We start from the raw sequence: 15,100 nt of genomic DNA, 5'->3' as shown, positions 1-15,100 counted from the left end.
TTTTTCATGACCTTGCGCGCCCAGCCTCCCTTCCGCGCCGACCACGTCGGCAGCTTCTTGCGCCCGGCCTACTTGCTGGAGGCCCGCGACCAGTTTTTCAGCCACAAGGCCATCACCGCGGAGCAGTTGCGCGAGGTGGAGGACCGGGCAATCCGGGAGATCGTGAAGTTCCAGGCCGACGTGGGCCTGCAGTCGATCACCGACGGGGAATTCCGCCGCACGTATTTCCACATCGATTTCCTGGAGCAGCTGGGCGGCGTGAAGACGGACATTCCGGTGACCATCCGCAAGCCGGACGGCACGGAGGAGTTGGCGCCGCCGGTGATCCGCGTGATCGACAAGGTGCGGCACGCCAAGAACATCCAGTTGGCGGACTTTCAGTTTCTGAAGGCGGAGGTGGAGGCACTGGGCCAGAAGGCGCTGACGCCGAAGGTGACGATTCCCTCGCCGACGATGCTGCACTTTCGCGGCGGGCGCGCAGGCATCAGCAAGGAGGCGTACCCGGAGCTGGACCCGACGTTCTACGACGATGTGGCCAAGGCCTATGGCGATGAGCTGCAAAGCCTGGCGGACGCGGGCTGCACCTATGTGCAGATGGACGACACGAACATGGCCTACCTGTGCGATGAGCGCATGCGCGAAGCGGCGCGCCAGCGCGGGGACGACCCGAACGAGTTGCCGCACCGCTATGCGGGCTTCATCAACAAGGTGGTGGCGCACAAGCCGGCGGGCATGACGCTGGCCATGCACCTGTGCCGCGGCAATTTCAAGAGCACGCACGCGGCGGCGGGCAACTACGAACCGGTGGCCGAGGCGCTGTTGTCGGAGATGAAGCTGGACGCGTTCTTCCTCGAATACGACGACGACCGCTCGGGCGATTTCCGCCCGCTGCGCTACCTGGGCAAGGGCAAAACGGTGGTGCTGGGGCTGGTGACGACCAAGTTCGGCCAGTTGGAGAGCAAGGACGACCTGAAGCGGCGCATCGACGAGGCTTCGAAGTACGCGCCGCTGGAGCAGATGTGTCTGTCTCCGCAATGCGGGTTCTCTTCGACCGTGCACGGCAACAACATTGCTGTCGAAGACCAGCGGCGCAAGCTGGCGCTGGTGGTGGAGACGGCTCGGGAGGTCTGGGGCTGAGCTTTCATTCGTTGCATTCCGCTCGACGACCTCGCGTCAGGCCGATGGCGGCACCCGCCTGCTCCGGCCCGTCGCGGACGTCTGCACGGGTCCGCCTGCAGCCCTCCTTCAACACCTGGGTCGGCACGCGCCCTCTGTGGCAACCGCGAATTGGCCTGCGCATTCGGGTACCGCCATCGTCCTGCAAAAAATTTGTGGGTGCTCCTATCAAGACGTGCTGTCCTCGGCAGCGCGGGGATTCACTCCCTCTCCCGCTTGCGGGAGAGGGTTGGGGTGAGGGTGACTTCTCTTCCGCCTGGCGCTGGTTGAGTACGATGCCGCCATGACGCGGCCGCTCGATTTCTACTTCGACTTCATCTCGCCTTATGGCTATTTCGCCTCGCTGCGCATCGAGGCACTGGCGGCCCGCCACGGGCGCACCGTGGACTGGCATGCGATGTTGCTCGGCGTGTCGGTGATGAAGGTCATGGGCCTCAAGCCCCTGTTGGAAACGCCGCTCAAGGGCCCCTATTCGGAACGCGATGTGCTGCGGTACGCACGCGGCAATGGCCTGGCGATGGCGCGGCGGCCGAACGATCCGGTGATGAACCCCCTGCCCTGCGCGCGGGCGTTCGCCTGGACGAAACACCACCACCCCGAACACGCGGCCGCGCTGGCCCACGCGATCTACCACGCGTATTGGGGCGAAGGCCAGGACCTGTCTGCGCCGGATGCATTGCGTTCGCTCTCGCTGCCCACTGGCTTGAGTGCGAATGCCGTGGCCGATGCCGCCGCCAGCGATGAAGCTGCCACGCTGCTGCGCGCGATGGTCGATGCGTCGTTGCAAGCCGGCGTGTTCGGTTCACCCACCGTGGTGGTGGACGGCGAACCGTTCTGGGGTGTGGACAAATTCGATCAGGTCGAACGCTGGCTGGCGCAGGGCGGTTGGTAGCGCGCGCCCTGTCCTTCAGACGAAGCGCAGCTCGGTATGTACGGCCATCGCGGCAAGGCCCTGCATCAGCTTCTCGCGCAACGCCTCGTCGGGTGCGCCCTGCACCGTGATCACCGCGCACTGCTGGCCGTTCTTCTCTAGCGCCTGGACCTGCGCGGACACGCCGGGTGCCCATTCGCGCGCCGATTCGCCGAGCTTGATCTCAATGGCACGCAAGCGCAGCTCCGGTTTGAACACCTTGCCGATCGCGGTCACCGGCAACGCGTCCAGCACCACGACGCGCTTGGGGCACGCGGGACGCTCATAGACCTGGGGTGCGACAGCGGCCAACAGATCTTCGGCGCCGATGGCCGCGCCCGGCTTGAGCGTGACGAAGGCCACCGGCACTTCGCCCGCATAGGCATCGGGTTCGGCCACCACGGCACACAGCGCCACGGCGGGATGCGCGAGGAACGCGTCTTCCACCAGGCCAGGGTCGATGTTGTGCGAGCCGCGGATGATCACGTCTTTCGAGCGGCCGGTGACGTGGATGCGCCCGTCGGCGTCGAGATGGCCGAGATCGCCCGTGACGATCCAGCCCTGCTCGAACAGGCCGGCGTTGCGCGCGCGCTCGGTGTAGCCCGGGCTCACGTGCGGGCCGCGCAGCACCAGCACGCCGGTCTCGCCGACGGCGCAGCGTTCGCCCAGCTTCGCTTCACCACCGCGCCAGGGCACGGCATGCACGTCGGTGTAGGGCAGCCGCAGGCCGGCGGAGCCCGGCGTGCGTGGCCCGTTCAAAGGTTCGATGCCCACGAGGCCCGCGCATTCGGTCATGCCCAGAATGTTGCGCACGGCGATGCCCGTGGCCGCTTCGAAGCGCTGCGCGAGTTCGGTGGGCAGCGGCGATCCGCCGGTGAAGGCGGCGCGCACGGTGGTGATGTCGGCGTTCACCGGCACGCCCATCAAAGCGGCGAGCACGGTAGGCACACAGGCCAGGTGCGTCGCGCGCTCGCGTTCGCAGAAGCGCCAGTAGTGCTGCACGAAGCCGGCGTTGCGCATGCCCGTGAGCGTGGGCAGTACTTGGCGAGCGCCCACCGCCAGCAGCGCCAGTCCATACACGAAGGCGCCGGCCACGTGGAACAGCGGAAACCCATTGATCTCCACCGCGTGTTCGTCGGCGCCATAGAAGGCGTGCGCAAACCAGGCCGTGTGCGCCTCGTTGCCCTGCGTGTGCTGCGCGAGCTTGGGCGCGCCGGTGGTGCCGCCGGTGTGGAACAGCGCGACCACGCGATCGGGGTTGAGGTCGGGCTCGAAGCCCAGCGTGTCGGGCTGCGCGGCGAGCAGCGCCTGCAACACCGGCGCATCGGGCGCGGTCTCTTCGCCCACGCGGATCTGCAGCAGCGGCAGCGCGTGGTGCCGCACCACCTGCTCGGCCACCGGCCACACCGCCAGTTCGCGGTTGGGGCCCAGGGCCACCAGCAGCTTGGCCTTCGAGGCTTTCAACAAGCTCGCGATGTGCTCCGGTTGCAGCAGGTAGTTGATCGGGCACACGCGGCCCGCGAGCTGCGCGCCCCACAACACCGCATGCGCCTCGGGGATGTTGGGCACGAGCAGCGCGACCGCATCGTCCGCCCCCACACCCAGCGAGCGGAACAGGTTGGCGGCGCGGTGGATGTTGGCCAGCAGATCGCGGTAGGTGGTGTGCTGCGGTGGTGTCTCCAGCGCGGCATCGGGCAGAAAGGTGAAGGCTTCGCGCTCGGGGAATCGCTCGGCAGCGGCGCGGATCAGCGCATACGGACTGCGGTGCGGCGCGGTTTGCGCCAGCGGTGTGCGCTCGAGTTGCTCGATGTCGCCCAACGACTTGAAGGCTTGCATGTTCAGGCCAGGCCCAGCAGCCGCACCGCGTTGCCTTTGAGAATGCCCGGCATCACCTCGGGCTTGAAGCCGGCCACCTCGAAGTCCTTCATCCAGCGCTCGGGCGTGATCAGCGGGTAGTCGCTGCCGAACAGCACGCGGTCCTTGAGCAGCGTGTTGGCGTATTGCACGAGCTGCTTGGGGAAGTACTTCGGGCTCCAGCCCGAGAGGTCGATCCACACGTTGGGCTTGTGCATGGCCACGCTGAGCGCCTCGTCCTGCCAGGGGAAGCTGGGGTGTGCCATGACGATCTGCATGTCCGGAAAGCTGATCGCCACATCGTCCAGGTGCATCGGGTTGCTGTACTCCAGGCGCAAGCCGCCACCGCAGCGCATGCCCGAGCCGATGCCGCTGTGCCCGGTGTGGAAGATCGTGGGCAGCTTGTGCGCGTTGATCACTTCGTAGAGCGGCCAGGCCATCTTGTCGTAGGGGTGGTAGCCCTGCACCGTGGGGTGGAACTTGAAGCCCTTGACGCCCTCCTCTGCGATCAGGCGCTCGGCCTCGCGCGCGCCCATCTTGCCCTTGTGCGGATCGATGCTGGCGAAAGCCACCATCATGTCGCTGTTCTCGCGCGCCGCTTGCGCGATCTCTTCGTTCGGAATGCGGCGCCGACCCAACTGAGATTCGCTGTCCACCGTGAACATCACGAGGCCGATCTTGCGTTCGCGGTAGTAGGCTACCGTTTCGGCAATCGTGGGACGGCGGTTGCTGCCGAAGTACTTGTCGGCCGCTCGGTCGTACTCCTCGCCGTAATTGTCGAACGGGTTGCGGCAGCTCACCTCGGCGTGGGTGTGAATGTCGATCGCGATCAGGTTCTGGTGGTCCATGAATGTCTCTCTACCTAGGGTAAACACGGGGATTGAATTCGGGTCCACGCGCTTGTTTTGGTTATTCTTTATAACAATAATCACCCCCACTCTCAAGCACACAAACCCGACGACAGGGACGCAGAAAGCGACGACGACATGCCCATTCATTCCACCGACATCAGCCTGACACTGCAGGGTGCTTCGTCCGAGATCGCGGTCATCACCCTCAACCGCCCGGCCAAGCGCAACGCGCTCAACGACGGCCTGGTCCTGGCCCTGCGCGACATCTTCCAGGGCATGCCCCACGGGGTGCGCGCGGCCGTGATCCATGGCGCGGGCGATCACTTCTGCGCCGGCCTGGACCTGTCCGAATTGCAGGAGCGCAATGCCGGCCAGGGCCTGCACCACTCGCGCATGTGGCATTCGGCGCTCGATTGCGTGCAACACGGCCCGGTGCCGGTGGTCGCGGCGCTGCATGGTGCGGTGGTGGGCGGCGGCCTGGAACTGGCCAGCGCCTGCCACATCCGCGTGGCCGACGCATCGAGCTTCTTCGCCTTGCCCGAGGGCTCGCGCGGCATCTTCGTGGGCGGCGGTGGCTCGGTGCGCATTCCGCGACTGATCGGCGCGGCGCGCATGGCCGACATGATGTTCACCGGCCGGGTCTACAAGGCCGAGGACGGCGAGCGCATCGGCTTGGCGCAGTACCTCGTGCCCGAGGGCACCGCGCTGGAAAAAGCCATGGAGTTGGCCACGCGCATCGCCACGAACGCGCCGCTCACCAACTACGCGCTGATGCACGCGCTGCCGCGCATCGCCGAACAACCGGCCGACCAGGGCTTCTTCACCGAAGCGCTGATGGCCGCCATCGTGCAGGACGCGCCCGATGCGAAGGAACGGGTGCGTGCTTTCCTGGAAGGCAAGGCTGAAAAAGTGAAGCGCGGCTGAACGACGCCCCCCCCCGCGCCGCCTTCGGCGTCACCCCACAACGACACCTAGAGACAACATGAGTGCAGCGAAGTACCGGCCTTTGAAGTTTGGCGTGACCCGTGCATCGCTTCGCGATGGCGCGCCCGGCGTATGCTACCTGCGCGCCGAGCAGGACCTGCCGCCCTTCGCCACGCGGATCACCGACCGGCTCGTGCACTGGGCACGCACGCGGCCCGAGCAGACGGTGTTCGCGCGCCGAATGAAGAACGCCGATGGCTCGACGGGCGACTGGCGCCACATCACGTTCGCGCAAGCCCTCGACGCAGCACGGCGCATCGGCCAGGGCCTGCTCGACCGCGGCCTGTCCGCCGAACGCCCGGTGCTGATCCTGAGCGAGAACGATCTGGAGCACGCGCTGCTCGCGCTGGCGTGCCTATATGTCGGCATTCCCTATTGCCCGGCCTCGCCCGCCTATTCGCTGGTCAGCCAGGACTTCGACAAGCTGCGCCACGTGGTGAAGACGCTCACGCCCGGCCTGGTGTTCGCCGCCGACGCCCAACGCTACGGCCGCGCCCTCATGGCCACGCTGGACGACGGCGTGGAGATCGTGACCACCGAAGGCACCGTGCCCGGCCGCGCCACGACCTCGTTCGCCGCGCTGCTGGCCACCGATCCAACACCGGCGGTGGACGCCGCGATGGCGGCCACCGGTCCAGACACCATCACCAAATTCCTCTTCACCTCGGGCTCGACGAAGATGCCCAAGGCGGTCATCAACACGCAGCGCATGTGGTGCGCCAACCAGCAGCAGATGGCCGCGTCGATGCCGGTGCTGGCCGACGGCCCGCTGGTGCTGGTGGACTGGCTGCCCTGGAACCACACCTTCGGCGGCAACCACAACATGGGCATGGTGCTCTACCACGGCGGCACGCTGTACATCGACGACGGCAAGCCCACGCCCGCGCTGATGGGCGAGACGCTGCGCAACCTGCGCGAGATCGCACCCACGGTGTACTTCAACGTGCCGACCGGTTTCGAGGCCATCGCCAACGCCATGAAAACCGACGAGGCCTTGCGCAAGACCTTGCTCTCGCGCGTGCAGATGTTTTTCTATGCGGGCGCGGCGCTCGCGCAGCCGGTGTGGGACGCGCTGCACGCGGTGCAGGAAGCCGAGATCGGCGAGCGCATCGTGATGGGCACGGGCCTGGGCATGACCGAGTCCAGCCCGTTCGGCATCTTCGTCACCAGCCCCGACGTGCGCGCGGGCGACCTCGGCCTGCCCACCCCTGGGCTCGAACTCAAACTCGTGGACACCGACGGCAAGACCGAGGTGCGCTACAAGGGGCCGAACATCACGCCCGGCTACTGGCGCATGCCCGCGGAAACCGCCGAATGCTTCGACGAGGAAGGCTTCTTCAAGACCGGCGACGCGGTGAAGTGGATCGACGAGACCGACATCCACCAGGGCCTGAAGTTCGATGGCCGCATCGCCGAAGACTTCAAGCTCGCCACCGGCACCTTCGTGAGCGTGGGTCCGATGCGCGCCAAGATCATCGCGGCCGGCGCGCCTTACATCCAGGACGTGGTGCTCACCGGCCTGAACATGAACGAGGTCGGCGCCATGGTGTTCCCCACCGGCGCGGTGCGCGCGCTCAGCGGCCTGGGCGCCGAGGCTTCGCTGCACGACGTGCTCAACAGCGCGCCGGTGCTCGCGCACTTCCAGCGCGTGGTGAACGAACTGGCCAAGACCGCCACCGGCAGCGCCAGCCGCATCGCGCGCCTGTGCCTGCTGGCCGACCCGCCCACCATCGACCGCGGGGAAGTCACCGACAAGGGCTCGATCAACCAGCGCGCGGTGCTGCAGCACCGCGCCGACACCGTGGCGAAGCTGCACGACGGGTCCTTGTCCGCCATTCTTCAACCTCAGTGAGCGATACCGATATGGTCACCCGCGGATTCTTCAACGCCTTCGACGACGTCGTGCTGCTCGACGGCGTGCGCACGCCCATGGTCGACTACTGCGGCGCGCTCGGGCACATCTCGCCCACCGACCTCGGCATCAAGGCCGCGCGCGAAGCACTGCAACGCGCCAGTGTGCCCGGCGAGCACATCGGCTCGGTGGTCACCGGCAACATGGCGCCAGGGGACTTCGACCAGTTCTTCCTGCCGCGCCACATCGGCCTGTACGCCGGCGTGCCGGTGGAGGTGCCGGCCATCATGGCGCAACGCATCTGCGGTACCGGCTTCGAGCTGTTCCGCCAGGCCGGCGAGCACATCCAGGGCGGCGCGTGCGACGCGGCCCTGGTGGTGGGCACCGAGAGCATGACGCGCAACCCCATCGCGGCCTTCGACCACCGCACCGGGTTCAAGCTCGGCGCGCCGGTGGGCTTCAAGGACTATATGTGGGAAGCACTGAAGGACCCGGCAGCCGGCATCAACATGATCCAGACCGCCGAGAACCTGGCCAAGCAATACGGCATCACGCGCGAAGAAGTCGACGCGTTCGCCTCGGCTTCGTTCGCGAAGGCCGTGGCCGCGCAGGAAAGCGGTTTTCTCGCGGGCGAAATCGTGCCGGTGGTGAGTGAAAAATTCGAGCTCGAAGGCTACAAGCCGCGTGGCATCCGGCTGCAAGGCAAGGCCACGGAAGTGGCCACCGACACGCACCCCCGCCTCTCTCCCGTGGAGGTGCTGGCCAAGCTCAAGCCGGTGTTCGAAGGCGGTGTGCAGACCGGGGGCAACAGCTCGGCCCTGGTGGACGCGGCGGCGGCCTGCGTGGTCAGTTCCGGCGCCTACGCCAAGGCCCACGGCAAGAAGCCCATGGCGCGCGTGGTGGCCGCTGCGGTCGTCGGTGTGCCGCCGGAGATCATGGGCATCGGCCCGGCCCCGGCCATCCGCCTGCTGCTGGAGCGCACAGGCATGAAGCTCGGCGACATCGGCCGCTTCGAAGTGAACGAGGCGCAAGGCGCGCAAACCCTGGCGGTGGCGCGCGAACTCGGCATGGACCTCGACCGCCTGAATGTCAATGGCGGCGCCATCGCGCTCGGCCATCCGCTGGCCGCGACGGGCGTGCGCCTCACGCTCACGCTGGCGCGCGAACTGCAGCGCAGCGGCCAACGTTATGGCATCTCCAGCGCCTGCGTGGGCGGCGGCCAAGGCATGGCCTTGCTCATTGAAAACCTGAACGCCTGAAACAACGCAAGGACAAGACCATGAACATCCAAGGACAAGCGGCCCTCGTCACCGGCGGTGGCTCGGGCCTGGGCGAAGCCACCGCGCGCGAACTCGCGCGCCTGGGCGCGAAAGTGGCCGTGCTCGACGTGAACCTGGACAACGCCAGGCGCGTGGCCAGCGAGATCGGTGGCGTGGCACTGCGCTGCGACATCACCGACACCGAAAGCCTGCAGGCCGCGATCGACCAGGCGGCCGCCGCGCACGGCCCGGCACGCGTGTTGATGAACATCGCCGGCATCGGCTCGGCCAAGCGCGTGGTCGGCAAGGACGGCAGCGCCGCGCCGCTGGAGGACTTCGCCAAGGTCATCAACGTCAACCTCATCGGCACCTACAACGCCAGCCGCCTGTTCGCCGCGGCCTGCGCCAAGCTCGATCCGCTGGAAGACGGCGAGCGCGGTGTGATGGTCTTCACCGCCAGCGTGGCCGCGTTCGACGGCCAGGTGGGCCAGCAAGCCTACAGCGCGTCCAAGGGCGGCCTGGTGGGCATGACACTGCCCATGGCGCGCGACCTCGCGCAGCACGGCATCCGCGTCTGCACCATCGCACCGGGCCTGTTCAGCACGCCGCTGATGAAGCAACTGCCCGAGCCGGTGCAGGCCTCGCTCGCGGCCAGCATTCCCTTTCCGCCGCGGCTGGGAAAACCCGAAGAGTTCGCCCAGCTCGCGGCGCATATCGTCTCCAACACGCACCTGAATGGCGAGGTGATCCGCCTGGACGGAGCCCTGCGCATGGCCCCAAGATGACCAAGACCGTTGTTTACGAAGTGGACGTGATGTTCGGCGACTGCGATCCCGCCGGCATCGTGTTCTTCCCGAATTTCTCCAAATGGATGGACGCGTCCTCGCTGAACTTCTTCAAGCAGTGCGGTGTGCCGCCCTGGCGCGAAACGAAGAAGACGCGCGGCATCGTCGGCACGCCGCTGCTGGAGATCCACACCAAGTTCATGCGCCCGGCCACGTACGGCGAGCGCCTGCAGATCCACACCAGCGTCGTCGAATGGCGCGACAAGGTGTTCATCCACAAGCATGTGGTCAAGCGCGGCGAGGACGTGTTGTGCGAAGGCAGCGAGACGCGCGCCTTCGTGATCAACCCACCCGACGCGCCCGAGCGCATCAAGGCGATTCCCGTGCCCGAAGACATCAAGGCGCTCTGCAGCTGAAGCCTCTCATCCACCGTTTTTTCACCACCCCCAGAAGGAGACATCGCATGAAAGCCGTCAAGACCCTCATCGCCGTGGCCGTCACGGCCCTGGCCAGCACCGCTGCGCTGGCCGACATCAACGTCGGCGTCATCCTCTCGCTCACCGGCCCGGGCTCCGGCCTGGGCATTCCGATGCAGAACCAGTTCAAGCTGTTTCCGCAGACCATCGCGGGCGAGAAGGTCAACCTGATCATCCTGGACGACGCGAGCGATCCGGGCAAGGGCGCGGCCAACGCGCGCCGCCTGGTGACCGAGGACAAGGTCGACCTGATCATCGGCTCGTGCCTGACGCCGGTGGCAGCGGCCATCACGCCCGTGGCCACCGAAGCCAAGACCGTGCAGCTGGCCGCCTCGCCCGTGGGTGTGCCCCCGGGTGCCGACCAATGGATGTTCCGCCTGCCGCAAGGCAACGACGTGATGGCGCACGCCATGGTCGAGCACATGAAGAAGCAAGGCGTGAAGACCATCGGTTTCCTCGGCTACACCGACGCCTATGGCGAACTGTGGCTCAAGGCCATCACGCCGCTGGCCGAGAAGGCCGGCATGAAGGTGGTGGCGGCAGAACGCTTCGCCCGCACCGACACCAGCGTGACGCCGCAGGCGCTCAAGCTCACCGCCGCGAATCCCGATGCCATGCTGGTCGTGGCCTCGGGCTCGGGCGCCGCCATGCCGCACAAGGCCATCGTCGAACGCGGCTACAAGGGCAAGATCTACCAGACGCACGCCGCGGCCACGCCCGACCTGGTGCGCATCGGCGGCAAGGACGTGGAAGGCTCCTTCGTGGTCTCGGGCCCTGCCGTGATAGCGGAGCAGCTGCCCGACAACCACCCGTCCAAGAAACTGGCGATCGACTTCGTGACCCAGTATGAAAAACTGGTCGGCCAAGGCCAGCGCAACCAGTTCGCCGGCCACAGCTACGACGCGGCCATCGCCCTGAACAAGGCAGTGCCGATCGCACTGAAGAAAGGCAAGCCCGGCACGCCGGAGTTCCGCGCCGGCCTGCGCGACGCGTTTGAAACCATGGGCCGCACGGTCTTCGCGCACGGCGTGATGAACTGGACCAAGGACGACCACTGGGGCTACACGAACGAGACCGGCGTGATGCTCAAAGTCGTCGACGGGAAGTTCAAGGTCGAGTGAACTCGACCCTCCCCCCTGCGCTGCTTCGCAGCTTCCCCCCTCTCTAGCGCGCCTTCGGCGCTTGGAGGGGGGACGACACCTGGGGCCGGCAGAGCCGTCCCTCGGTGCCTCTGGATGAAGACACTTCGCTCCGGAGCGCGTGTCTTGCTCCCTCGCCCCTCTGGGGAGAGGGCTGGGGTGAGGGGCACGCGTGCAGTGGTCTGTGTTTGATAGGTGTCTCCTTGCGTCGCCGTTTGAGTTTCTTTTTCAGCGCATCTTTTCCTAGCTAAGGCTCCCCATGGATTTCTCCATCGCCAGCATCCTCACGCTGGACGGCCTCACCAACGGCGCCGTCTACGCGCTGCTGGGCCTGGCCATCGTCCTGGTGTTCACCGTCACCCGGATCATCTTCATTCCCCAGGGCGAGTTCGTCGCGTATGGCGCGCTCACCCTGGCCATCTTCCAGACCGGCAAGGTGCCGGGCACGGTGTGGCTGCTGTTGCTGCTCGCCGCCGTGGCCGCGCTCATGGAGCTGGTGCAGGTCTGGCGCACCCAGCGCCGGGCACTCCCCGCGTTCAAGGCCGCGGCGCGTTTGGTGGTGCTGCCGGTGCTCGTGTCCGTTCTCGCCATCTGGGCCGCACCGCAGTTGCTGCCCTTGTGGGTGCAGGCGGTGCTGAGCGTGGCGGTGGTCACGGTCTATGGGCCGCTGGTGTACCGCGTGGCCTACCAGTCGCTGGAGAGTTCCACGCCGCTGGTGCTGCTGATCGTCTCGGTCGGCGTGCACTTCGCGCTCACCGGCCTGGGCCTGCTGTTCTTCGGTGCCGAAGGCTTCCGCAACCCGGCGTTCTGGGACACGCGCTTCACCATCGGTCCCGTGATGCTCTCGGGCCAGGCCATCATCACCTTCGCCGCCACGGTCGCGCTGATCGTCCTGCTGTGGCTGTACTTCGAACGCTCGCTGCGCGGCAAGGCCTTGCGCGCCATCGCGGTGAACCGCACGGGCGCGCGGCTCATGGGCATTTCGTCGCAGGCTTCCGGACAGCTCACGCTTACCATGGCGGCCTTCATCGGCGCGCTCTCGGGCTTGCTGATCGGCCCGACGACCACCGTGTTCTTCGACTCGGGCTTCCTGATCGGCCTGAAGGGTTTCGTGGCCGCCGTGGCCGCCGGCCTGGCCAGCTACCCGGGCGCGCTGATCGCGGCCCTCGGCGTGGGCGTGATCGAAGCCTTCGGCTCGTTCTGGGCCAGCGCATTCAAGGAAGTGATTGTGTTCACCCTGATCCTCCCCGTCTTGCTGCTCCGTTCACTCAGCAGCAAGCATTCCGACGAGGACCACTGACATGCCGAAACCACAACACCTCGGGCTGCTGATCCTGGCCCTCGCGATCCCGCTGATCGCGGTCCTTCCCCTACCGGACTTCTGGATCACCCAGCTCAACTACATCGGCATGTACAGCATGACGGTGCTCGGCCTGGTGCTGCTCACCGGCGTGGGTGGCCTCACCTCGTTCGGGCAGGCGGCCTTCGTCGGCATCGGCGCCTACACCACCGCCTGGCTCACGCTCAACCTGGGCATGTCGCCGTGGCTCACGCTCTTCATCGGCATGGCGCTCACCGCCGGAAGCGCGCTCATCGTCGGGTTGATCACCTTGCGCATGTCGGGCCACTACCTGCCGCTGGCCACCATCGCCTGGGGCCTGTCGCTCTACTACCTCATGGGCAACCTCGATGCGCTGGGCAAGTACGACGGCTTGCTCGGCATCAAGAGCCTGGCCATCGGCGATTTCGACATCGGCCAGGGCCGCGCCTTCTTCGTGCTCACCTGGTTCCTCCTGCTGGCCTTCGTGGCCGCCCTGCTGCACCTGCTGGACTCGCGTGCCGGCCGCGCCATGCGCTCGCTCAAGAACGGCTCGCAGATGGCCGAGGCCATGGGCATCAACACCTTCCGCTACAAGGTCACGATGTTCGTGCTGGCCGCGCTGTTCGCATCCGTCGCGGGCTGGCTGCTGGCGCACTTCCAGCGCACGGTCAACCCCTCTGCCTTCGGCTTGAAGATGGGCATCGAGTACCTGTTCATGGCGGTGATCGGTGGCGTGGGATACGTGTGGGGCGCGATCGTGGGCGCGGGCCTCATCCGCGTGCTGGAAGACCAGCTGCAGGTGCTGCTGCCCAAGCTGATCGGCACCAGCGGCAGCTACGAAGTGATCGTCTTCGGCATCGCGCTGGTGGTGGTGCTGAAATACCTGCCCGATGGCCTGTGGTCCATCGTGGGCCGCAACCGGCCCGCCAAGCCCCGCAAGGTCGACTGGGAAAACGCCGCCGCCCTGCCCGAGCGCGCCAAGCCTGCGACCGGGGACCTGGTGCTCGACGTGGACCGCGCGCGCATGCAGTTCGGCGGCCTGGTGGCCGTGAACGACATCAGCTTCCAGATCCACGCCGGCCAGATCGTCGGCCTCATCGGCCCCAACGGCGCGGGCAAGTCCACCACCTTCAACCTCATCACCGGCGTGCTGCCGGCCACGCGCGGCGAAGTGCGTTTTCAGGGCCGCAACATGATCGGCCTGCCCTCGCGCGACATCGCACAGCTGGGCATGGCGCGCACCTTCCAGCACGTGAAGATGATCCCGGACATGACGGTGCTGGAGAACGTGGCCCTGGGCGCGCACACGCGCGGGCGCAAAGGCGTGCTGCCGGCCATGGCGCGCGCCAACCGCGCGGAAGAACGGCAACTGTTCCGCGAAGCGCAGCGCCAACTGGAGCGCATCGGCATGGGTGCCTACCTGCACGAGCAGGCCGGCAACCTGGCCATGGGCCCGCAACGCTTGATGGAAATCGCCCGCGCGCTCTGCGCCGACCCCACATTGCTGCTGCTCGACGAACCCGCCGCCGGCCTGCGCCACAAGGAAAAGCAGGCGCTGGCCGACGTGCTGCGCCAGCTCAAGCGCGAAGGCATGAGCATCCTGCTGGTGGAACACGACATGGACCTGGTGATGCAGATCTGCGACCACCTGGTGGTGATGGAGTTCGGCACCTTGCTCACGCAAGGGGCGCCGGCACAGGTTCAACAGGATCCCAAAGTTCGCGCCGCCTACCTCGGCACGGAGCATTGAACATGAGCACACCCATCCTCCAAGTCAAAGGCCTGCGCGCCGGTTACGGCCGTGCCGAGGTGTTGCACGGTATCGACATCGAAGCCCCCACCGGCGGCGTGATCACCGTCATCGGCCCCAACGGCGCGGGCAAGTCCACGCTGCTCAACACGCTCATGGGCATCCTGCCGGGCCAGGGCGTGATCGAATTCCGGGGGCAGGACATCAGCGCCTTGTCGCTCGAAGAGCGCGTCATGAACGGCATGGCGCTCGTGCCCGAGAAGCGCGAGCTGTTCGGCAGCATGGCGGTGGAAGACAACCTGCTGCTGGGTGGCTTTCGCCAGATGCGCCTGGGCAATGCGAAATGGCGCAGCCGCCTGGACGACGTCTACAGCATCTTCCCGCGCCTGCAGGAACGCCGCGTGCAACTCGCCGGCACGCTTTCGGGCGGTGAACGCCAGATGCTCGCGGTGGGCCGCGCGCTCATGTCCGCGCCCGACCTGCTCATGCTCGACGAGCCCAGCCTGGGCCTGGCCCCGCTGATCGTGAAGGAGATCTTCGCCATCATCGAACGGCTGCGCCAGACCGGCGTGACCATCGTGCTGGTGGAGCAGAACGCGCGCGCCGCACTACAGGTAGCCGACCACGGCTACGTGCTGGAAATGGGCGAACTCAGCGCGCAAGGGCCGGCGCGCGAACTGGCGAGTGACCCGCGCGTGATCGACACCTATCTCGGTGCGGCAAGACAAAACGCCTGACCCCTT

13 protein-coding genes are annotated in these 15,100 nt (G+C 66.8%); 11 read left to right on the top strand and 2 right to left on the bottom strand.

Annotation, left to right across the window (positions count from 1 at the left end; translation table 11 throughout):
- Positions 1 to 6: 6 nt before the first annotated feature.
- Complete coding sequence (locus tag F9K07_RS12140) at positions 7 to 1,137, top strand: 5-methyltetrahydropteroyltriglutamate--homocysteine S-methyltransferase (RefSeq protein WP_159593425.1); 1,131 nt, start codon at positions 7 to 9, stop codon at positions 1,135 to 1,137.
- 322 nt (positions 1,138 to 1,459) lie between these two features.
- A complete protein-coding gene (locus tag F9K07_RS12135) occupies positions 1,460 to 2,068 on the top strand; it encodes a 2-hydroxychromene-2-carboxylate isomerase (protein WP_159593423.1) in 609 nt (202 codons plus the stop codon).
- Between the two features lie 15 nt (positions 2,069 to 2,083).
- Here F9K07_RS12135 and F9K07_RS12130 read toward each other — a convergent pair whose 3' ends face one another.
- Both F9K07_RS12130 and F9K07_RS12125 read right to left on the bottom strand, forming a co-directional pair.
- The gene (locus F9K07_RS12130) at positions 2,084 to 3,922 is read right to left on the bottom strand and encodes an AMP-binding protein (RefSeq protein ID WP_159593421.1); all 1,839 of its coding nucleotides are present in this window, start codon (positions 3,920 to 3,922) and stop codon (positions 2,084 to 2,086) included.
- Positions 3,923 to 3,924: 2 nt separating this feature from the next.
- Complete coding sequence (locus F9K07_RS12125; protein WP_159593419.1) at positions 3,925 to 4,788, bottom strand: amidohydrolase family protein; 864 nt, start codon at positions 4,786 to 4,788, stop codon at positions 3,925 to 3,927.
- A 138-nt stretch (positions 4,789 to 4,926) separates the two neighbouring features.
- On the opposite strand from F9K07_RS12125, the gene F9K07_RS12120 reads away from it, so the two are divergent.
- The 9 genes from F9K07_RS12120 to F9K07_RS12080 all read left to right on the top strand — a co-directional run bounded on the left by F9K07_RS12120 (position 4,927) and on the right by F9K07_RS12080 (position 15,094).
- Positions 4,927 to 5,715 carry a crotonase/enoyl-CoA hydratase family protein gene (locus tag F9K07_RS12120; RefSeq protein WP_159593417.1) on the top strand — a complete coding sequence of 263 codons (789 nt, stop codon included), beginning with the start codon at positions 4,927 to 4,929 and terminating at the stop codon, positions 5,713 to 5,715.
- Between the two features lie 58 nt (positions 5,716 to 5,773).
- Positions 5,774 to 7,627, top strand: a complete 1,854-nt coding sequence (locus F9K07_RS12115; RefSeq protein WP_159593415.1) for a feruloyl-CoA synthase — start codon at positions 5,774 to 5,776, stop codon at positions 7,625 to 7,627.
- A gap of 11 nt (positions 7,628 to 7,638) precedes the next feature.
- Entirely contained in the window at positions 7,639 to 8,886 is a 1,248-nt protein-coding gene (locus F9K07_RS12110) for a thiolase family protein (RefSeq protein WP_159593413.1), read from the top strand.
- A gap of 20 nt (positions 8,887 to 8,906) precedes the next feature.
- Entirely contained in the window at positions 8,907 to 9,671 is a 765-nt protein-coding gene (locus F9K07_RS12105) for an SDR family NAD(P)-dependent oxidoreductase (protein ID WP_159593411.1), read from the top strand.
- Positions 9,668 to 10,087, top strand: a complete 420-nt coding sequence (locus F9K07_RS12100; protein ID WP_159593409.1) for an acyl-CoA thioesterase — start codon at positions 9,668 to 9,670, stop codon at positions 10,085 to 10,087. The genes F9K07_RS12105 and F9K07_RS12100 overlap by 4 nt, the downstream gene beginning before the upstream one ends.
- A gap of 47 nt (positions 10,088 to 10,134) precedes the next feature.
- The gene (locus tag F9K07_RS12095) at positions 10,135 to 11,268 is read left to right on the top strand and encodes an ABC transporter substrate-binding protein (protein ID WP_159593407.1); all 1,134 of its coding nucleotides are present in this window, start codon (positions 10,135 to 10,137) and stop codon (positions 11,266 to 11,268) included.
- A 277-nt stretch (positions 11,269 to 11,545) separates the two neighbouring features.
- Complete coding sequence (locus F9K07_RS12090; protein ID WP_159593405.1) at positions 11,546 to 12,586, top strand: branched-chain amino acid ABC transporter permease; 1,041 nt, start codon at positions 11,546 to 11,548, stop codon at positions 12,584 to 12,586.
- A gap of 1 nt (position 12,587) precedes the next feature.
- A complete protein-coding gene (locus F9K07_RS12085) occupies positions 12,588 to 14,357 on the top strand; it encodes a branched-chain amino acid ABC transporter ATP-binding protein/permease (RefSeq protein WP_159593402.1) in 1,770 nt (589 codons plus the stop codon).
- 2 nt (positions 14,358 to 14,359) lie between these two features.
- Complete coding sequence (locus F9K07_RS12080) at positions 14,360 to 15,094, top strand: ABC transporter ATP-binding protein (protein WP_159593399.1); 735 nt, start codon at positions 14,360 to 14,362, stop codon at positions 15,092 to 15,094.
- Positions 15,095 to 15,100 lie beyond the last annotated feature (6 nt).

The organism is Hydrogenophaga sp. BPS33, assembly GCF_009859475.1.
Lineage (GTDB): Bacteria > Pseudomonadota > Gammaproteobacteria > Burkholderiales > Burkholderiaceae_C > Hydrogenophaga.
This window is presented reverse-complemented; position numbering and strand designations above follow the sequence as displayed.

Excerpts from the sequence above, each read along its gene's own strand:
- F9K07_RS12135 (WP_159593423.1), top strand. The coding sequence starts at position 1,460 with ATGACGCGGCCGCTCGATTTCTACTTCGACTTCATCTCGCCTTATGGC.
- F9K07_RS12080 (WP_159593399.1), top strand. The coding sequence starts at position 14,360 with ATGAGCACACCCATCCTCCAAGTCAAAGGCCTGCGCGCCGGTTACGGC.
- F9K07_RS12110 (WP_159593413.1), top strand. The coding sequence starts at position 7,639 with ATGGTCACCCGCGGATTCTTCAACGCCTTCGACGACGTCGTGCTGCTC.
- F9K07_RS12105 (WP_159593411.1), top strand. The coding sequence starts at position 8,907 with ATGAACATCCAAGGACAAGCGGCCCTCGTCACCGGCGGTGGCTCGGGC.
- F9K07_RS12125 (WP_159593419.1), bottom strand. The coding sequence starts at position 4,788 with ATGGACCACCAGAACCTGATCGCGATCGACATTCACACCCACGCCGAG.
- F9K07_RS12140 (WP_159593425.1), top strand. The coding sequence starts at position 7 with ATGACCTTGCGCGCCCAGCCTCCCTTCCGCGCCGACCACGTCGGCAGC.
- F9K07_RS12095 (WP_159593407.1), top strand. The coding sequence starts at position 10,135 with ATGAAAGCCGTCAAGACCCTCATCGCCGTGGCCGTCACGGCCCTGGCC.
- F9K07_RS12090 (WP_159593405.1), top strand. The coding sequence starts at position 11,546 with ATGGATTTCTCCATCGCCAGCATCCTCACGCTGGACGGCCTCACCAAC.
- F9K07_RS12115 (WP_159593415.1), top strand. The coding sequence starts at position 5,774 with ATGAGTGCAGCGAAGTACCGGCCTTTGAAGTTTGGCGTGACCCGTGCA.
- F9K07_RS12130 (WP_159593421.1), bottom strand. The coding sequence starts at position 3,922 with ATGCAAGCCTTCAAGTCGTTGGGCGACATCGAGCAACTCGAGCGCACA.
- F9K07_RS12085 (WP_159593402.1), top strand. The coding sequence starts at position 12,588 with ATGCCGAAACCACAACACCTCGGGCTGCTGATCCTGGCCCTCGCGATC.
- F9K07_RS12100 (WP_159593409.1), top strand. The coding sequence starts at position 9,668 with ATGACCAAGACCGTTGTTTACGAAGTGGACGTGATGTTCGGCGACTGC.
- F9K07_RS12120 (WP_159593417.1), top strand. The coding sequence starts at position 4,927 with ATGCCCATTCATTCCACCGACATCAGCCTGACACTGCAGGGTGCTTCG.